Raw genomic sequence first — 16,369 nt, 5'->3', positions numbered from 1 at the left:
GGACGGCGGGTGCACTGGTCCGGACCCCTCTCCAGGTGTCCGGAAGCTCACCCGTTGTCACTGAATAACTGAGCCAACAAGGATCTGTTACGATTCCGTGTATTAACGAATAGCCATTCATAAACCCGGAGGCGTTGACATGGCCCGGCCGCGGCTGGTGAGCGACGACGCGATCCTGGACGCCACTCGCCAGGTGCTGGCGGAGCTCGGCCCGGTGAAACTGACCCTCGCGGCGGTCGGTTCCCGGGTCGGTCTGGCGCCGCCGACGCTGATGCAGCGGTTCGGTTCCAAGCGCGGTCTGCTGCTCGCGTCCGCGGCGCGGTCGCCACTGATGGTCAAGCTCGGGGCCGAGGAGGCCGCCGCCCGCAACACCTCCCCGCTCGCGACGCTGCGCGACTTCGCGCTCTCGGCGGTCGGGCACATCAAGCGCCGCGAGGAGCTCGGCAACGGTCTCGGTTTCGTCCAGCTCGACGTCGCGGATCCGGAGTTCCGGCAGCACGCGCTGGCGCACTCCGCGGCGATCGTCGACAGCTGCGAGACGTTCTACCGGGCTGCGGTGGAAGTCGGTGAGCTCCGCGAGGACACCGACGTACCGGCGCTGGCTCGGCAGACCCTCGTCTGTTTCAACGGCGCGCTCCAGGTCTGGGCGGTGAACGGCTGGGGCTCGCTGTCCGAGTTCCTGACCGAGCAGATCGACCTGATGATCGCCCCCTATCTCAGGAGTGACGGTGTTCCTGGTGGCGGTCTGTTCAGTGCAGGTACGACGCGCCGTTGAAGTCGAGGACCGCGCCGCTCGCCCAGTTCGCCTCGGCTGAGGCGAGCCAGTAGATCGCGTTCCCGACCTCCTCGGCGGTCGCGACCCGGCCGAACGGGCTCTGTGCCCGGATCGCGTCACCGCCGGGACCCGCGAGGAACGTCTCGGTCATGTCGGTCGCGATGAAACCGGGCGCGATTGACGTCACGGTGATGTCATGTGGCGCCAACGACGCCGCCAACGACTGCCCGAGCGAGTGCAGTCCGGCCTTCGAGGCGCCGTACGCCGGGACGTCGGGCTCACCGCGGTAGGCGCCACGCGAGCCGACGTTGACGATCGCGCCCCGCCGTACGCCCTGCGCGGGCTCCTTGTCGAGCATCTGCCGCGCCACGCACCAGGTCACGTGCGCCGCACCCTCGAGATTGACGGCGAGGGTACGACGCCAGGTCGCGACCCATTCCTCGTACGACGTCTCCGCCAGCGGGTGACCGACCCGGCGGGAGCCCGCAACCGGCTCGTCGACGAACATCGCGGCGTTGTTCACCAGTACGTCGATCCGCCCGAGCTCGGCGGCCGATTCCGCAACCAGGGAAGGGATTGCGGCCGCATCGCCGAGATCCGCGGCGATCACCGCGTGGCCCTCGCCGGGAAGTCCGGCGCGGACCTCCTCGGCGCGATCGACGGCGCCCCGGCAATGCAGCACGACCCGGTCGCCGGCGTCCGCGAACGCCCGCGCGGCAGCCGCGCCGACACCCCTCGACGCACCGGTGATCAGTACTCCTCTAGACATGGTCCTCCTATCGGTGACTGCACGAAATTCTGCCCTTGCCGCCATCATGACATCAGAAGGGGTTGACAGTGACGTCACGATGACGTCATGCTTGCTGTCATGGAACTTGACCATTACCTCGAGTCGGTCCGGCGGAGCGTTGAGAACGCCACCGCCCTGGCCGACGAGCAAACTCGCTCCGTGGCACAGCGCCTCGGGGCAACGCTGGATGACGCGGGCCGCCTGGCCCTCATCTCAGCCCTGTCCGACGCCGCCGGGGAGATCAGCCGTGAGCTGTCCCCGGGTTCGGTCGAGCTCCGGATGGCCGGCGGCCGCCCGGAGTTCGTGGTCACGCCGGCGCCCAGCCAGCTGACCGGTCCGGACGAGACCGACGAAGACATCGACGACGAGACCGACGCCGACGCGGACCAGCAGTTCGTGTTCGACGCCGACGAGCCGACCGCGCGGATCACGCTGCGGCTGCCGATGTCGATCAAGAACAAGGTCGACGAGGCCGCCAACGCCGAGGGCATCTCCTCGAACGCGTGGCTGATGCGCACCGTGATGACCGCGCTCAGCGAGCGCCGCCGCGGCGGCCCGCGCCCACCCCGGCCGCCGCGCCCACCGCGTGGCCCGGTGTTCGGTCCGGAGGGCCCGCTGGGTCCGAACGGACCGCTCGGCCCCGACGGGGTCTTCGGCCCGAACGGCGTGTTCGGCCCGAACGGCCCGTTCGGCGAGGAAGGCGTCTTCGGCCAGGACCGCGGCCGCTGGGAGCGCGACCGGCGTCGTGACGACCGGGACCGCCGCCGGGACGACAAGGACCGGCGACGCGAGGACAAGGAACGCCGCCGTGGCGGACACGGGCCGGGCCAGCGACTGACGGGATGGGCGGAGTGATGGGCGGCTTCAGCCAGCAGATCATCGACGACGAGAACGACCGGATCGAGCGGATCCGGATCGACATCGGCTCCGGCCTGGTCGAGATCGGCGCCAACGCCGACGGCGAGGGCACCGCGGTCACCGTCGAGGTCGACAGCGGGCCCGAGGAGGACGTCGTCGTCGAGGTCGTGGACGGCGAGCTGATCGTCGAGGGCCCGCGCAACGTCCGCCGGGGGCCGGAGATCCAGGTCCGGATCGCCACCTCCGCGGTGCTCGACGCCCGGGTCAAGACCGGCTCCGGTGACATCACCGCGGACGTCCCGCTCGGCTCGGCACGGCTCGCGACCGGCTCCGGCGACGTCCGGCTGACCCGGGTCGAGAACGAGCTCGGCGTCAACACCGGCAGTGGTGACGTCAAGGTCGAGTCGGCCGCCGGCGCGGTCCGGGCCGGCACCGGCTCGGGCTCGATCGACATCGAGGAGGCCGGCGACGCGCTCGGCCTGAGCACCGGCTCCGGCGACGTCACGATCGGCGACGCGGCCGGTCCCACCTCCGTCAAGGTCGGCTCGGGTGACATCACCATCGAGCGGATCCGCGACCACTCGGTCGCCACCTCCGGCTCCGGCGACGTCAAGGTCGAGATCGCCGACGGGCCGAGCGTCCAGGCCGAGACGGCCCGCGGCGACGTACAGATCGGGGTCCCGGACGGACTTCCGACGTACCTGGACCTGAAGACGGTCACCGGACGGATCCGGTGCGATCTCGAGCCCGGCCAGAAGCCGGCCGAAGGGGACCGCGCCCTGATGCTGCGCGCCCGCACCGTCTCCGGCGACATCACCGTCGTCAAGGTCTGACCCACCCACCACCGCACAAGGTCCCGCCACTGGGGGCGGGACCTGGGCGAAGCACTGCCTGAAACCACTCTGAAACCAGCACAGCACGGGGATTACGCGAGGGGAGCACCATCATGATGACCGAGCAGCAGGAAGTTGCCCGCTACCGCGTCGAGGACCAGTTGCGGAGAATCGAAGCACGGGCGATAGGGCGCAACGGCAGGCCGCGCACCACGCTGCGCACGCGGGTGGCGCACTTGTTGCGCAGGATCGCCGACCGGCTGGAGCCCGCGTCCCGCCGCCTGACCGAGCCGCAGCCCCGCCATCGCGGGACCGGGCTCTCGATCGTCCGATGAACGGCGTACCGCTGAACGGCCTACCGCTGAACGGCCCGGCCGCCGCGATCTGCGCCGTACTCGAAAGGCTCGGACTCCTCGGCGCGGGATCGACGGTCCGCCGGTAGCGCTGCAGGTTCGTGCAATGCCTGTGGATAACCGCCGGGCGGACCCGCGGACACTGCTAGCGTTCAGTCGATCATTCTCGGTCGACATGGGAGAGAAACCAACGATGTTGCGTCCGATGGTGGCAACCACAGCTGTCACCGCAGCCCTGATCCTGGTAGCCGGTTGCGGCGGCAACGACAAGAAGTCCGACTCGGGCTCCGAGAACAAAAGCGGCGAGTCCACCACTTCGGCCACACCGTCCGCCCCGGCTGCCCCGTCGTTCGACCCGCCCAAGGCCTTCACCGCCGCGGCGGCGTACCCGGTGATCAAGGACAAGGCGAACCCGTTCTCGGAGGCGAAGGCCCAGACGGGCATGGCCGGCCAGGTCGCGCTGATCGGGCGCTGGACCGGCCTCACCGGCCACGACGTCGCCGACCCGAAGAAGACCTGGACGGTCAAGTCCGCGGAGGCCGAGACCACCAAGGTCAGTGACGCGACGAAGCCGGCGGCGGTCAAGGTCGACGGCAAGGACGTCGCCCTGGTCGCGTACGCCGAGTCCGACAAGGGCAGCGGGACGCAGAAGCCGACCGGGCTGGTGGTCGTCCACTGGGTCGACGTGGCGTCCGGCCAGAAGATCGCCGAGGTGTCCGCGAAGGTGAGCACGCTGGAGGGCACCGGCGACACCGCGCCCGGCACCCCGAGCATCGCGGGCGCGGCCTACGACCCGGAGACCGGTCAGATCGCCGTCGGCGTGAGCCTGTCCGGCAGCGTGTCGAAGTACCAGACGGTGTACGCGGATCCCAAGACGCAGAAGTCCACGGTCGTGCCGGGGATGAATCCGGCCGCCGTGCACGACGGAGTGGTCGCGGGCTCGAAGGGCGCGGCGGACGAGGGTTCCGCTGACGGCACGGTCCTGCTCGTCGACGGCGCGAGCGGGAAGGTCACGAAGCAGGTCCCGCTCAAGCAGGCCTCCCTCAAGCCGCTGGCCACCAGTGCCGGGCACGCGTACTTCTACGGATACAAGGACTCGTCGTACGTCAGCGGCACCAAGGGCCAGGCCCTGTTCGTGATCGACCTGTCGACCGGTGCCGTCACGCAGACCGTGCCCGCGGCCCCGTCGGACTCGAACGTCGAGGTCGAGTGCCTCGCGGATCAGGCGACCTCGGTCGTCTGCACGAGCAGGACGGTCCAGGGCGGTGCCCTGGAGATCGTCGGGTTCGACGACGCGACCGGCAAGAAGACGTGGGGCTACACGAACGACTCCGGCGGCCGTGTCGTACCTCGGGTGACCGCGGCCTTCCATGGTGTCGTCTACGCGCAGACGGAGGCACAGCCGGTGCTGATGGACGCGAAGACCGGTGAGGACCTGCCGAGCGCGTCGTCCTCGTCCAGCCCGGGCTCGAGCGAAACCCCGTCCTCCGGTGACACGCCCACGTCCAGTGACACGCCGTCCGCCAGCGACTCTCCGACGGGCAACGAGTCTCCCGGGAACGGCGACATGGGTCTGTTCGACGGCAAGATGCTGTCGCCGTCGGCCGTGTCGCCGTACGGCGGTGTCTACGGGCAGTTGCCGAACGGTGACGGCATGAGCACAGTCGAGCTCGAATCCGTGTTCATCTTCCTGAAGCCGACCGCCTGACGTCAGCGAGAAGGGCCCCGGTTTCCCGGGGCCCTTTCGTTTGTCAGATGTCGGTGCGGTGGAAGTTCTTGAACGAGCGCGACGGGGTCGGGCCGCGCTGGCCCTGGTAGCGGGAGCCGTACTTCGACGAGCCGTACGGGTACTCGGCGGGGGAGGACAGCCGGAAGAAGCAGAGCTGGCCGATCTTCATGCCGGGCCAGAGCTTGATCGGCAGTGTCGCGACGTTCGAGAGCTCGAGCGTCACGTGGCCGGAGAAGCCCGGGTCGATGAAGCCGGCGGTGGAGTGGGTCAGCAGGCCCAGACGGCCCAGCGACGACTTGCCCTCGAGCCGGGCGGCGACGTCGTCGGGCAGCGTGACGAGCTCGTACGTCGATCCCAGGACGAACTCACCGGGATGCAGGATGAACGGCTCGCCGCCTTCGGGCTCGACCAGCCGGGTCAGATCGGGCTGTTCCTCGGCCGGGTCGATATGCGGATACTTGTGGTTCTCGAAGACCCGGAAGAACCGGTCCAGCCGTACGTCGACACTCGACGGCTGCACCATCGCAGCTTCGAACGGATCCAGCTGGACCCGCTTCGCGTCGAGCTCGGCCAAGATGTCGCGGTCGGAGAGCAGCACGGTCGCACGTTAGCAGCGTGCCGCTCGTCCGCACAGCTCGAGTTGCCGGTCGGGCCCGTTCCCGTGCCTGGTGGTGAGTCGTCCGGAGCCCTCAGCTCCCCGGCGGGAGCACACCACCAGACCGTGGGCCTGAGGCAACTATTTCAGTTGGCCAGCTTGTTGAACTTCGACACCTGGCTGGCGAAGGTCTTCACCTGCGCCGGCGACCAGTCCTTGAGCAGGTCCTCGATCACCTTGTGCCGCTTCTTCCGGGCCGCCGTCAGCTTGCGCTTGCCGGCCGCGGTCAGCGTCAGCAGGGTCGCGCGCGCGTCCGACTTGTCGGCGGCCCGCTTCAGCAGGCCCTCCTCCTCGAGTCGCGCGCAGGCCCGGCTGACCGGTCCCTTGTCCACCTCGAGCGCTGCCACCAGGTCGGCCATCCGCACCGGCGCCAGCTCCTCCACGTGGTTCAGCAACGCGTACTGCGCCGGCTCCAGGTCCGGATGCGCCTCGTCGGACAGCGTCCGCTGCAGACCGCGCAGCCGCCGTGCCAACGTGACGAGTTCCTTCTCCAGGTTGTCCACCGCGTCAGTTGTGTCTGTTGCCACCGTTCACCCCTTCATCCAGTTGCCCCGCAACCATCTTGTCCGGTCCCGGCGAGGACCGCATCCTCACGTTGCGTCGAATGTTGCCCCCGGCAACGCGTTCTAATCTGCCAGAAGATGACGAACCTGCCCAGTCCTGAACGTGCCCTTTGTGAAAAACTGCCCAAGAACCCCCGATGCAAACCGCCCACCCCCTCTTTTCGATGCATCGGGCACCTTCTACACACCAACCCTCCTGACCCGGCAACAACCACCCCGCCACCCGGGACCTCGGACAAGACCCGGGGACATGTGCTGGAGACAGGAGACAGGCAATGACCTGTCCCAAGTCCCCGGCGGGTGTTCCCAGTCCCGGTACGGCGTCGCAGTCGCGCGGCGCGCCGGACCCGTGATGCCGGCACCTTGGCGCATCGGCTATGCTCTTCACCGCTGCCGGGAGATCGGCCGCGCGGGTGTAGTTCAATGGCAGAACATCAGCTTCCCAAGCTGACAGTGCGGGTTCGATTCCCGTCACCCGCTCCATCGGTAACCCGCAGGTCAGCGGTGTGTTTGCGACCTGCGGGTTTTGTCGTTCCAGGGAGGATGCGCTGTGCCGCCGTCCGGTTACGCGATCTTTTTGAACGGTGGGTTCGGGGTTGGGAAGTCGGCTGCGCTCGAGCATGTCGGGGATCTGCTCGCGAATGCCGGTCGGCCGTTCAGTCTGATGGATGTCGACTGGTTCCATCGGTCGTGGCCGCCTGCTGAGCAGGACAATGCTCTGATCGAGGCAAACAACATTGCCGCGGTCTGGAAGTCCTATCGGTCGGTGGGGCCGCGTCAGTTGGTCATGTGTGGGGTGATCAGTACCGCGGCCGATCGAGAGCGCTACGAGGCCGCGGTCGAGAGCCCGCTTCGTATGGTTCGTCTCACCGCGAATGCCGACATCACCAGGAAACGACTGCGCGGCCGGTACACCGCGAGTCAGAGGTCGGCGTTGGAGTGGCACCTGGAGCGCTGTGACGAGATCGCCGCGCGCCTCGACGCCGCGGATCTGGACGAATTGGTCATCGACACCAGCGCGCTCGAGCCGCAGGAGGTGGCTGAGCGTACGCTGCGCCACTTCGGTCTGCTGGACAACTCAGAGTAAATCGATCGTTTGCGTTGCTCGGTGCAGTTGGTCGAGTTTGCCGGGAAGGTCCCGCAGAGTGTTGCCGATGGCGTTCTCGATGGTCGTGTGGTCGCCCATCCATCGGACTGCTGTGGTCTCCCCGAGTGAGACGCGGATCTGCTCGCCGAGCACCTGTACGACATTTCTCGCCACACTGAGGAAGAGATCCGCGCCGGCCCATCCGAGATCGCCGCCTGCTGCGACGTACGCGGTGAGGATTCTCTTGATCTGCTCGGGTTCGCCGTCTCCGAAGATGTACGCCGACCGACCTGCCTCAAGAGCTGCACTGTCGGTCCGGACACTGTCCCAGTCCACTAATACTGGACCGGATGGAGACGTGACGATGTTGTGGGTGAACCAGCCCTGCCAGGTCCCCGGCGGCTGCACCGCTTGCCGCCACCACCGAGGCAAGCCGGCCCGACCGAGTGGCTGCAGTTCATGGACCTTCGCCATCGTTCCGCCGAGCCAGGCCGAGATGTCGGGTTCAGGTGGTCGGTGCTCGATCCATCGGTAGACGCGGAACAGCCGATCCTCGATGCGGGTCACCCAGCCAAGAAGAGGATTGGTCGGCGCGATCGGCTCTGGCATGTCCACGCCGGACGCGAGTGCCTGACGCTCGAACGCCATCGCGAGTTCCAGTTGGTGCACATCCGCGGCAGCCAAGTACCCCTTGACGAAATAGCTTCCGGTTGAGGTGTTCAGCCGCCAAGCATCCGCGTCGCCGCGCCGGACGTGGATGAGGTCGCCGTCCGGTGTGCCCAGATCGAAGGCGAGCGCGACTTCTTCTGAACCAGGCATAGTTCAAATGGTTGACCTAGGTTCCGTAGACCTCGAGTTCGACGATGCGGGAGTAGGTGTGGTCGTTGCCGTCGAGGCAGAGGATACGTACAGCTTCCGCCTGGACCGGGTCGAAGGTCGACGTGACGTGGCCCAGGGTGTTGCCGCGGACCTGTGTGACGGTCTGCCATACGCCTCCGACCTTGGCCTGAATGTCCCAGTCGCGTAGGCCGTTGAGCCGTGCCGGGTACTTCGCTGAGTCGAGCGTGTAGAGCTCTACCCGGTTCACGGTGGCGGGGGCCGACAGTGCGACGTCGTACGTGTCGGGGAAGACCGCGCGGGTGCCGTCGTTCCAGCCGGTCAGGGTGTCCCAGTGTTCTGGGTCCTTGTCGCCGTCGACGGCGCCGCAGAGGGTGAAGTTGCCGTGGGTGGAGGACGCCGTCGCCTGCTCGCCGAGCGCGAGGTTGTCACCGGGACCCTTCGACGGCAGCGGTTCGACCGTCACCGGGACCGTGACCCGCGACCGGTCGACCTCGACGCCGATCTGATAGCTGCCGGGCCTGGTCTCGCGCGGGACCCGGATCTCGACCGGCGCGGACACGGGCTGGTCGGGATCGACCGCGGGCAGCCACGAGGAGAAGAGCGTGCGGGACAGTTGCAGCGGACCGGTCGGCTCGAGCGTCAGGTCGGCGTACCGGTCCTGGCTGCCGGTGTTGGTCATCGTCAGGTTGAGGGTGCTGGGCAAGCATGGGAGCCCGACCACGCTCAGCTGCTCCGGAGCGACGCTCACCGCCACGTCGGAGGTCGCCGCCACGTCGGAGGTTGCCGCAGGCATCGAACTGGAGCCGAGCACGGCGGCCGCCAGCAGCGTGCCGGCCGCGACGACGGTCTGTCGGCGGATCCTCATTTCTGCACCTCCGCGATGCCGGGGCGGCCGTCCTCCACGAGGAGTTTGGCCCGAGTGCTCACGGTGCCGCCCTGGACGGACACCTTGTCGACGACGCGGTAGTCGGAGATCCACCGCTGCGGCGTGATGGAGCAGCTGACGTACCCGCGCTGGAAGTTGCCGAACTTCATGTGCGGGTTCTCCCGCAGCAACGTCGCGCCGCCGGCGTCGAGGTCCTGACCGTCGATCCCGGACGTGATCGACGTACCGACGAACTCGGCTCCGACCGTCGCCGATGCCGGATCGTTGAAGTCCAGCTTCAGGTCCGACGCCACACTGCGGTGCAGGTCGCCCGCGATCGACACCAGGTTGCGAACCTTGCGCTGTACCGCGCCGCCGAGAATCCGGTTCCGCGATGCCTCGTACCCGTCCCAGGTGTCCATCGGGACCAGCACCTCCGGCCCGTCCTTCGTGTCCAGCCGGGCGATCGCGGTCTGGTGCGCCAGCACGTTCCAGCGCGTCTGCGACGCGGCCCACCCGTCGAGCAGCCACTTCTCCTGAGCGTCACCGGTGATCGTCCGCGCCGGGTCCTTCGTCTCCGGCCCCGGCGCCTTCGTGCCGTCGCCGTACGCCTGGTCCGACCGGTACTGGCGCGTGTCGAGCACGCTGAACTCTGCCAGCCGCCCGTATCTGAACCGTCGGTACAGCTGCATGTCCGGACCCTTGGGCAGGCTTGAGAGGCGCAGCGGCATGTGTTCCCAGTACGCGCGGAACGCGTTGGCCCGGCGTACCCGGAACTGGGCGGGCGGCGCACTCGGATGCGCCTCGTCGGCCCAGTTGTCGACCACCTCGTGGTCGTCGAGCGTCACGATCCACGGCGCCTTCGCGTGTGCGCTCTGCAGATCCGGATCCAGCTTGTACGCCGCATACCGCTGCCGGTACTCGTCCAGCGTCACGGTCTGCTGGGTGATGTACGGCTCGTTCGAATGCGGCCGGATGCCGCGGTCGATCCCGAACTCGTAGATGTAGTCGCCGAGGAAGAACACCACGTCGTGGTCGCGCTTCGCCATGTCGGCGTACGCCGTGTACCAGCCCTCCCACCATGCCTGGCAGGACGCGAACGCCAGCGACAGCTCAGGAACGACAGCGTCGTACGCCGGTGCGGTCCTGGTCCGACCGACCGGGCTGAGCTGCCCGTTCACGCGGAAGCGGTACCAGTAGTGCCGCCAGGGCCGCAGACCGCGTACGTCGACGTGCACCGAGTGACTCGCTTCGGGCCCCGTCCTGGCCGTGCCGGAGCGGACGATCCGGCGGAACTCCTCGTCCTCCGCGACCTGCCACTGCACCTCGACCGGCCGCCGATCCATCCCGCCGAACGGCGCGAGTGGATCGGGGGCCAGCCGGGTCCAGATCACCACCGCGTCCGGCAACGGATCGCCGGACGCGACACCGAGCGTGAACGGATCCCGCCGGTCCACCCGGCCGGTCCAGCCCGCTGCGGCCGTCTTGATCTCCGGAAGACTGCCGCTCAGCGCGAGCGCCGCCGCTGCTCCGCTGACGGTAAGGAAGTTGCGTCGTGTAGTCGGCATCGGCACCCACCCACCCGATCATCCTGAGGTGATCACATCCGTAACGGGAGATTACGAGAAGTTCACACAACAGGGTGGGAAAATGACCGATTCCGGCCTATTTCACGATCTTGCTCGCCGGCGGCGCGGTGATGTTCACCGGCTTGTTGTAGTCGGACATGGTCATCACCATCGACACACCGCTGAGGTCGAAGGTCATCCGCCGGACCAGGTGGGACTTGTCCAGCCACATCGAGTAGGTCAGCGTCTTCGGCAGGCCGGCCGGGACCTTCTTGCCCTGGAGGGCCAGCGCCTTCGCGGTGTTCACCGTCACGGCGTACCGGTCGAGCTGCTGCCCGCCGATCGTCTCGGTGCGGACGAACTTGGCGTCGACCATGCTCTTGTCGAAGGACTTGTAGATCTTGGTCGGGTCGCCGCCTTCGATCAGCTCGGTCAGCTGGTCGTTCAGACCGGACGCGACCTTCTTGTACTTCCCGGCCGGCGTCAGCCCGGGGATCGAGAGGTAGGCGGTCTTCCCGATCACGACGATCTTCGCGGTCTTGCCCTGGAACGCCGCACCGGACATCTCCATGGACATGGCGACCGGGTTCGTGGTCTGGACGCCGTCCATCGTCATCAGGGGCGAGCCGTTGGCGGTGACCGTGCCGACCGTGTGCCAGGCCTTCTGCTTGCTGACCGCCGTCGTCATCGCCGGGACGAACGTCACGCGGTTCAGGTGGACGACCGTTGCCGGCTTGGCCGGTGCGGACGTGCTGGTGGCGGCCGGCTTGGGTGCGGCCGTTGTGGTGGCCGGAGTCGTCGGCTTGTAGCCGGTGGCCTTGGGCTCTCCACCGCAAGCGGCGAGGCCGAGGGCGAGCGGTACGGCGGCCGCGGTGGCCACGGCGGCGCGGAACTTCATGATGCGTTTTCCTCCCCAGATGATGCAGACGGTGGATCTTATGGTCTGGACCACCCGGGGAGGAAGTGTTTTGCAGCTAGTTGCAGGTCAGCTTTCCCCACGCTTTACGGAAGTGAGCAGGAGCTGGGCCACGTCGTGGACCTCGACGGACTCGCGGGCCGATCCGTCCGCCTGCTTGGCGGTGAGGCCGTCGGACAGCATCACCCGGCAGAACGGGCAGCCGGTGGCGATCTTATCCGCACCGGTCTCGACCGCCTCGGTGGTCCGGTTCAGGTTGATCCGGGTGCCGAGCTTCTCCTCCATCCACATCCGCGCGCCGCCGGCGCCGCAGCAGAACGACTTCGTCTGGTTCCGCGGCATCTCGGCGTACTCCGCGCCCGGGATGATGTCGAGCAGCTCGCGCGGGGCGTCGTACACCTGGTTGTGGCGGCCGAGGTAGCACGGGTCGTGGTACGTGATCTTCTGCCCGTTGAGCGAGCTGTCGGCCGGCGCGACCGGGGTCAGCTTGCCGTCGCGGACCAGCCGGTTCAGCAACTGCGTGTGGTGGATGACGTCGAGCTCGACGCCCAGCTGCGAGTACTCGTTCTTCAATGTGTTGAAGCAGTGCGCACAGGTCGAGACGACCTTCTTGACGTTCGTCTCCTTGAAGACCTCCGCGTTCTGCATCGCCAACTGCTGGAACACGAACTCGTTGCCGGACCGCCGCGCCGGGTCACCGGTGCAGGTCTCGCCGTCACCGAGTACGGCGAACGAAACGCCGGCGATGTTCAACAGCTCGGCCACTGCCTGCGTGGTCTTCTTGGCGCGGTCCTCGAACGCACCGGCGCAGCCGACCCAGAACAGGTACTCGACCTCGTCCAGCGACTCGACGTCCGAACCGACCTGCTTGACCTCGAACGGCAGGTCCTTGGCCCAGTCCATCCGGCCGGACGGGTTCATGTTCCACGGGTTGCCCTTGTTCTCCAGACCCTTGAACAGCCCGTTGAGCTCGGACGGGAACGACGACTCGATCAGCACCTGGTACCGGCGCATGTCCATGATCGCGTCGACGTGCTCGATGTCGACCGGGCACTGCTGCACGCACGCACCGCACGACGTACACGCCCACAGTGCGTCCTCGTCGATGACCGCGACGTCCGCGGGCCCGACCAAGGGCTTGTCCTGTTCGGCGAGCACCAGTTCCGGCAACGACTTGCGGGCGTCGTCATCGGCGGCCAGCAGGTACGGCGCCTTGGCGTACGCGTGCTCGCGCAGGTTCATCATGATCAGCTTCGGCGACAACGGCTTGTCGGTGTTCCACGCCGGGCACTGCGACTGGCACCGCCCGCACTCGGTGCAGGTGGTGAAGTCGAGCAGGCCCTTCCAGGTGAAGTCCTCGACCTTGCCGACACCGAGCGCCGCGTCCTCGTCCAGCTCGTCGATGTTCTCGAAGTCGATCGGGGCGCCGTTGACCGAGATCGGCTGCAGCGCGCCGAGCGCCGTACCGCCGTCGGCCTTGCGCTTGAACCAGATGTTCGGCCAGGCGGTGAACCGGTGCCAGGCCACGCCCATCGTCGCGTTCAGCGAGATCGTGATCATCCACGCGAACGAGATCAGGATCTTGACCATCGCGACCAGGTAGACCGCGTTCTCCAGACCGTGCTCGCTCAGCCCGCCGAACAGTCCGCTGCCCAGGAAGAACGTCATCGGGAAGTGGAACTTGTCGCCTGCTCCGAGTTGGTACTCGAGACCGCGCAGCAACAGGATGCAGATCAGTACGCCGAGGATTGTGTACTCGACGTAGTAGGCCTGCCAGGACACCGATCCGTAGAACCGCGAGTACCGGCCCTCCTCGCCGCCCGAGCGACGCGGCAGGTTGCGCAACCGGATCGCGATCAGACCGATGATCGACAGCAGGCCGGTCCAGCTGAGCGCCTCACTGACCCACTCGAACACGAACCAGTGCCCGATGATCGGCAGTGCCCAGTGCGGGTCGAAGAGCTGGCCGAACGCCGTCACCAGGCTGAGGAACAGCCCGATGAACCCGAACGCGACGAACCAGTGCATCACCCCGATGTGGCTCCACTGCAGCATCCGGGTGTGGCCGAGGGATTCCTTGACCAGGGTGACGGTCCGCTTGCCCGGCTCATCGGTCCGGGAGACCGGCTGACCGAGCTTGATCACGGACACGATGTGCCCGATCGTCTTGCCGAACAGCGCGACGGCGACCAGTGTCACCGCGAGCGAGACGACGATGGCGAGGATCTGCATACCAGCGATGTTATTGGTCGGTTACCCGTCAGTCATGTCTGTGTAGGGCTCGTCACGCCGCCAATTCCGCTGTCACCAAACCGACACACAGCGTTACAGAAGGTTCGTTGTGCTCGTGGTGGACCAATCCGTAAGTTTCTAACCACTGCAACCGCAGTATCTGTCAATCGGTTTCGGTGGGAGAGAACCATGCGTCTTCGTCGGGTAATCGCTGCTGGAGTACTGATCGCGACCGGTCTGGTGGTGCCGGCCGCGGCGAGCGCGGCACCGGCCGTGGCCAAGAAGTGCGACACGAACACCGTCAACTGGTACACCCGCGGCGGGCACGAGGTGTACGTCGGCACGAACCTCTACAGCGACTGGATGGAGGGGCCGGGCCGGATCACCTACCAGAAGACCGCTACCTCGGAGTCGAACTCGTCCTGGTCCGGTGACCTCGGGGTCAGCATCCCGCTGGTGATCGCCGAGATCCAGAACAAGTACTCCAAGACGGTCGGCAAGTCCCACGCGATCACCGACAGTTGGTCGTACACCGCCGAAGTGCCGGCCAACAAGGTACGCCGCCTGCATCAGCTCAAGCAGTCGTGGCGGGTCCAGGTGGTGCGCTGGAAGTACACCAGCAGCGACTGCAAGAAGACCAAGGAAGTCAGCAACAAGACCGCCACGTTCCCGACCAAGAACCGCGACTACATGTGGATCCTCGTCGGCCGCGAGTGAAGGCGGACCTCAGCCACTCACCAAACGGCGGCGTGCGCGGGGGCGCACGCTCGCCGGACCGCCTCGGGCGCCTTGCGGCACAGGTTGCTGAGTGGTGGGCGTCCGCTCAGTCGACGAGCCGCGCGAGGCGGGCAGCGATCGCCGGGCGGCGCGGGTCGTCCACGGGCAGACGGGCCTCGAGGGCCTCGAAGATTTCGAGGTCCTCGGCGCCGACCGGCGTCTGCGCGAACTGCCAGAGCATGTCCGCGTCGGCAGCGTCCAGGACGGCGCGGCGCAGAGTGGCGTCGAGTTCGTCACGTTCGGAGCGCAGTGCCGGGGCGTCGGAGCGGGCGAGCAGCGGACCGGCGTACAGCTCGAGGGCCTTCGGCAGATCGCCGCGGCGCAGCGCGGCCTGTACTTCGGTCACGTCGCCGGTGACGTCCGCGATGATGCGGTACGGCTTGGTGTCGAGGACTCCGCCGCCGAGCAGGTTCCGCAGCCGGTGCATCTCGGCGCGGACCGTCGTCGGGTTGCCCTCGTCGCCGTACAACTGGAGCATCAACTGGTCGGCTGTGAGCCCGGTCGGCTGCAGTAACAACAGTGCGAGTACTTCGGCGCGCCGCAATGTCAGCGCGATCTCGCGGCCGTCGACGACCGCGATCGGCTGTCCCGAGCCGAGCAGCTTCAACCGCAACGACGGTCGCGTACGGCGTACCGGCGTACCGGGCATGCGGAGCAGGAAGCCCTCGTCCAGGCGCTCCAGCAGACCTTCCCGGCCGTCGCCGAGGTCGATGCGGTCGGCGCCGTCCGGTACGACGAGGCGGTCGGGCAACCATTCGAGCGGCTGGACGGCGAGCACGCGGCCGGTCGGGGTCAGCAAGGCCCCCGGCGCATCGCCGAGCGCCATCAGGTGCCGCATGTTGCGGGCGCGAAGCATCTCGTCGGCGGCGGCCATCCGGACCCGCAGCTGTCCTTCGGCGAGCTGAGCCGCCGCGGTCACCAGGGCGACCATGGCGGGGTGGACCGTGCGCAGCGGTCCGGAGACGTCGACCGCGCCGAGCAGCTTGCCGGTGTCGGGATCGTGGACCGGCGCGGCGGCGCAGGTCCATTCGTGGATCCGGCGGACCAGGTGCTCGGCCGAGTGGATCTGGACCGGTTGGCCGACGGCGAGCGACGTACCCATGCCGTTCGTCCCGATCTTCTCCTCCGACCAGACCGCACCCTCGGACAGCGCGATCCGGTCGGCCTGGCGTTTCACCTCCGACGATCCCTCGCGCCACAGGATCGTCCCCTGCGCGTCGGTGATGATCATGATGTGCGACGCCTCGTCGGCGATCGTGGTCAGCGTCTGCCGGAGCACCGGGAGGACGGCCTGCAGCGGGTGGTTCTCGCGGAGCGCCGCGACCACGTCCGGGTCGACGATCACCGGCGGCGCGTCGAGCTCGGGATCGACCGCGGCCGCCAGAGAGCGCTCCCAGGAAGCGGCAACGAGCGGGCGCGGGTCGGCCGTTGCCCGGCCGCCGCCGAGAACCTCGTCGTACAACTCGCTCAACCGGCGGGCCTGATCCGGTGCGTCCATGCCGCCTCACTCCGCGCTGCAACGTCGGTG

At 67.7% G+C, this 16,369-nt stretch carries 16 protein-coding genes and 1 tRNA gene; 8 read left to right on the top strand and 9 right to left on the bottom strand.

What is annotated here, in order from left to right; translation table 11 throughout:
* Nucleotides 1-139 precede the first annotated feature (139 nt).
* Nucleotides 140-775 (top strand): TetR/AcrR family transcriptional regulator, encoded by a 636-nt coding sequence (locus tag EV137_RS15645; protein WP_134129784.1) that lies wholly within the window; start codon nucleotides 140-142, stop codon nucleotides 773-775.
* Here EV137_RS15645 and EV137_RS15640 read toward each other — a convergent pair.
* On the bottom strand, nucleotides 750-1,544 hold the full coding sequence (locus EV137_RS15640; RefSeq protein WP_134129783.1) for an SDR family NAD(P)-dependent oxidoreductase: 795 nt from the start codon (nucleotides 1,542-1,544) through the stop codon (nucleotides 750-752). The genes EV137_RS15645 and EV137_RS15640 overlap by 26 nt on opposite strands.
* A gap of 99 nt (nucleotides 1,545-1,643) precedes the next feature.
* Here EV137_RS15640 and EV137_RS40550 point away from each other — a divergent pair, with 99 nt between their 5' ends.
* From EV137_RS40550 to EV137_RS15620, 4 genes are all read left to right on the top strand, one after another.
* Complete coding sequence (locus EV137_RS40550; protein WP_166679900.1) at nucleotides 1,644-2,420, top strand: hypothetical protein; 777 nt, start codon at nucleotides 1,644-1,646, stop codon at nucleotides 2,418-2,420.
* A complete protein-coding gene (locus EV137_RS15630; protein WP_134011950.1) occupies nucleotides 2,408-3,256 on the top strand; it encodes a DUF4097 family beta strand repeat-containing protein in 849 nt (282 codons plus the stop codon). Before EV137_RS40550 ends, EV137_RS15630 begins: the two co-directional genes overlap by 13 nt.
* 113 nt (nucleotides 3,257-3,369) lie before the next feature.
* A complete protein-coding gene (locus EV137_RS15625) occupies nucleotides 3,370-3,591 on the top strand; it encodes a hypothetical protein (RefSeq protein WP_134011952.1) in 222 nt (73 codons plus the stop codon).
* A gap of 193 nt (nucleotides 3,592-3,784) precedes the next feature.
* Entirely contained in the window at nucleotides 3,785-5,317 is a 1,533-nt protein-coding gene (locus EV137_RS15620) for a hypothetical protein (RefSeq protein ID WP_134129782.1), read from the top strand.
* 43 nt (nucleotides 5,318-5,360) lie between these two features.
* Here the strand turns inward: EV137_RS15620 and dcd are convergent, their stop codons facing one another.
* Together dcd and EV137_RS15610 are read right to left on the bottom strand one after the other, a co-directional pair.
* Nucleotides 5,361-5,936 carry a dCTP deaminase gene (gene dcd, locus EV137_RS15615; protein ID WP_134011956.1) on the bottom strand — a complete coding sequence of 192 codons (576 nt, stop codon included), beginning with the start codon at nucleotides 5,934-5,936 and terminating at the stop codon, nucleotides 5,361-5,363.
* Between the two features lie 143 nt (nucleotides 5,937-6,079).
* Nucleotides 6,080-6,520, bottom strand: a complete 441-nt coding sequence (locus EV137_RS15610; protein ID WP_133784386.1) for a MarR family winged helix-turn-helix transcriptional regulator — start codon at nucleotides 6,518-6,520, stop codon at nucleotides 6,080-6,082.
* Nucleotides 6,521-6,965: 445 nt separating this feature from the next.
* Here EV137_RS15610 and EV137_RS15605 point away from each other — a divergent pair.
* Together EV137_RS15605 and EV137_RS15600 are read left to right on the top strand one after the other, a co-directional pair.
* A tRNA-Gly gene (locus EV137_RS15605) sits at nucleotides 6,966-7,039 on the top strand.
* Between the two features lie 67 nt (nucleotides 7,040-7,106).
* The gene (locus EV137_RS15600; protein WP_134129781.1) at nucleotides 7,107-7,643 is read left to right on the top strand and encodes a hypothetical protein; all 537 of its coding nucleotides are present in this window, start codon (nucleotides 7,107-7,109) and stop codon (nucleotides 7,641-7,643) included.
* Here the strand turns inward: EV137_RS15600 and EV137_RS15595 are convergent.
* The 5 genes from EV137_RS15595 to EV137_RS15575 all read right to left on the bottom strand — a co-directional run bounded on the left by EV137_RS15595 (nucleotide 7,635) and on the right by EV137_RS15575 (nucleotide 14,064).
* A complete protein-coding gene (locus EV137_RS15595) occupies nucleotides 7,635-8,462 on the bottom strand; it encodes an aminoglycoside phosphotransferase/kinase family protein (RefSeq protein WP_134129780.1) in 828 nt (275 codons plus the stop codon). The two genes, EV137_RS15600 and EV137_RS15595, sit on opposite strands and share 9 nt — an antisense overlap.
* Nucleotides 8,463-8,478: 16 nt before the next feature.
* Nucleotides 8,479-9,348 (bottom strand): galactose-binding domain-containing protein, encoded by an 870-nt coding sequence (locus EV137_RS15590; RefSeq protein WP_202871007.1) that lies wholly within the window; start codon nucleotides 9,346-9,348, stop codon nucleotides 8,479-8,481.
* Nucleotides 9,345-10,916, bottom strand: a complete 1,572-nt coding sequence (locus tag EV137_RS15585) for an alkaline phosphatase D family protein (protein ID WP_134129779.1) — start codon at nucleotides 10,914-10,916, stop codon at nucleotides 9,345-9,347. Before EV137_RS15585 ends, EV137_RS15590 begins: the two co-directional genes overlap by 4 nt.
* A 97-nt stretch (nucleotides 10,917-11,013) precedes the next feature.
* Nucleotides 11,014-11,814 carry a LolA-like protein gene (locus EV137_RS15580; RefSeq protein WP_134129778.1) on the bottom strand — a complete coding sequence of 267 codons (801 nt, stop codon included), beginning with the start codon at nucleotides 11,812-11,814 and terminating at the stop codon, nucleotides 11,014-11,016.
* An 87-nt stretch (nucleotides 11,815-11,901) separates the two neighbouring features.
* On the bottom strand, nucleotides 11,902-14,064 hold the full coding sequence (locus EV137_RS15575; protein ID WP_134129777.1) for a (Fe-S)-binding protein: 2,163 nt from the start codon (nucleotides 14,062-14,064) through the stop codon (nucleotides 11,902-11,904).
* 189 nt (nucleotides 14,065-14,253) lie between these two features.
* Between EV137_RS15575 and EV137_RS40545 the strand changes: the two genes are divergently transcribed.
* Nucleotides 14,254-14,781, top strand: a complete 528-nt coding sequence (locus EV137_RS40545) for a hypothetical protein (RefSeq protein WP_166679899.1) — start codon at nucleotides 14,254-14,256, stop codon at nucleotides 14,779-14,781.
* Between the two features lie 106 nt (nucleotides 14,782-14,887).
* On the opposite strand, the gene EV137_RS15570 is transcribed toward EV137_RS40545, so the two are convergent.
* Entirely contained in the window at nucleotides 14,888-16,339 is a 1,452-nt protein-coding gene (locus tag EV137_RS15570; RefSeq protein ID WP_134129776.1) for a helix-turn-helix domain-containing protein, read from the bottom strand.
* Nucleotides 16,340-16,369 lie beyond the last annotated feature (30 nt).

Source organism: Kribbella pratensis (assembly GCF_004366075.1).
GTDB classification, from domain to species: Bacteria; Actinomycetota; Actinomycetes; order Propionibacteriales; family Kribbellaceae; genus Kribbella; species Kribbella pratensis.
The sequence above is the reverse complement of the archived record's forward strand: the minus strand, read 5'-3'. Positions and strand labels throughout refer to the sequence as shown.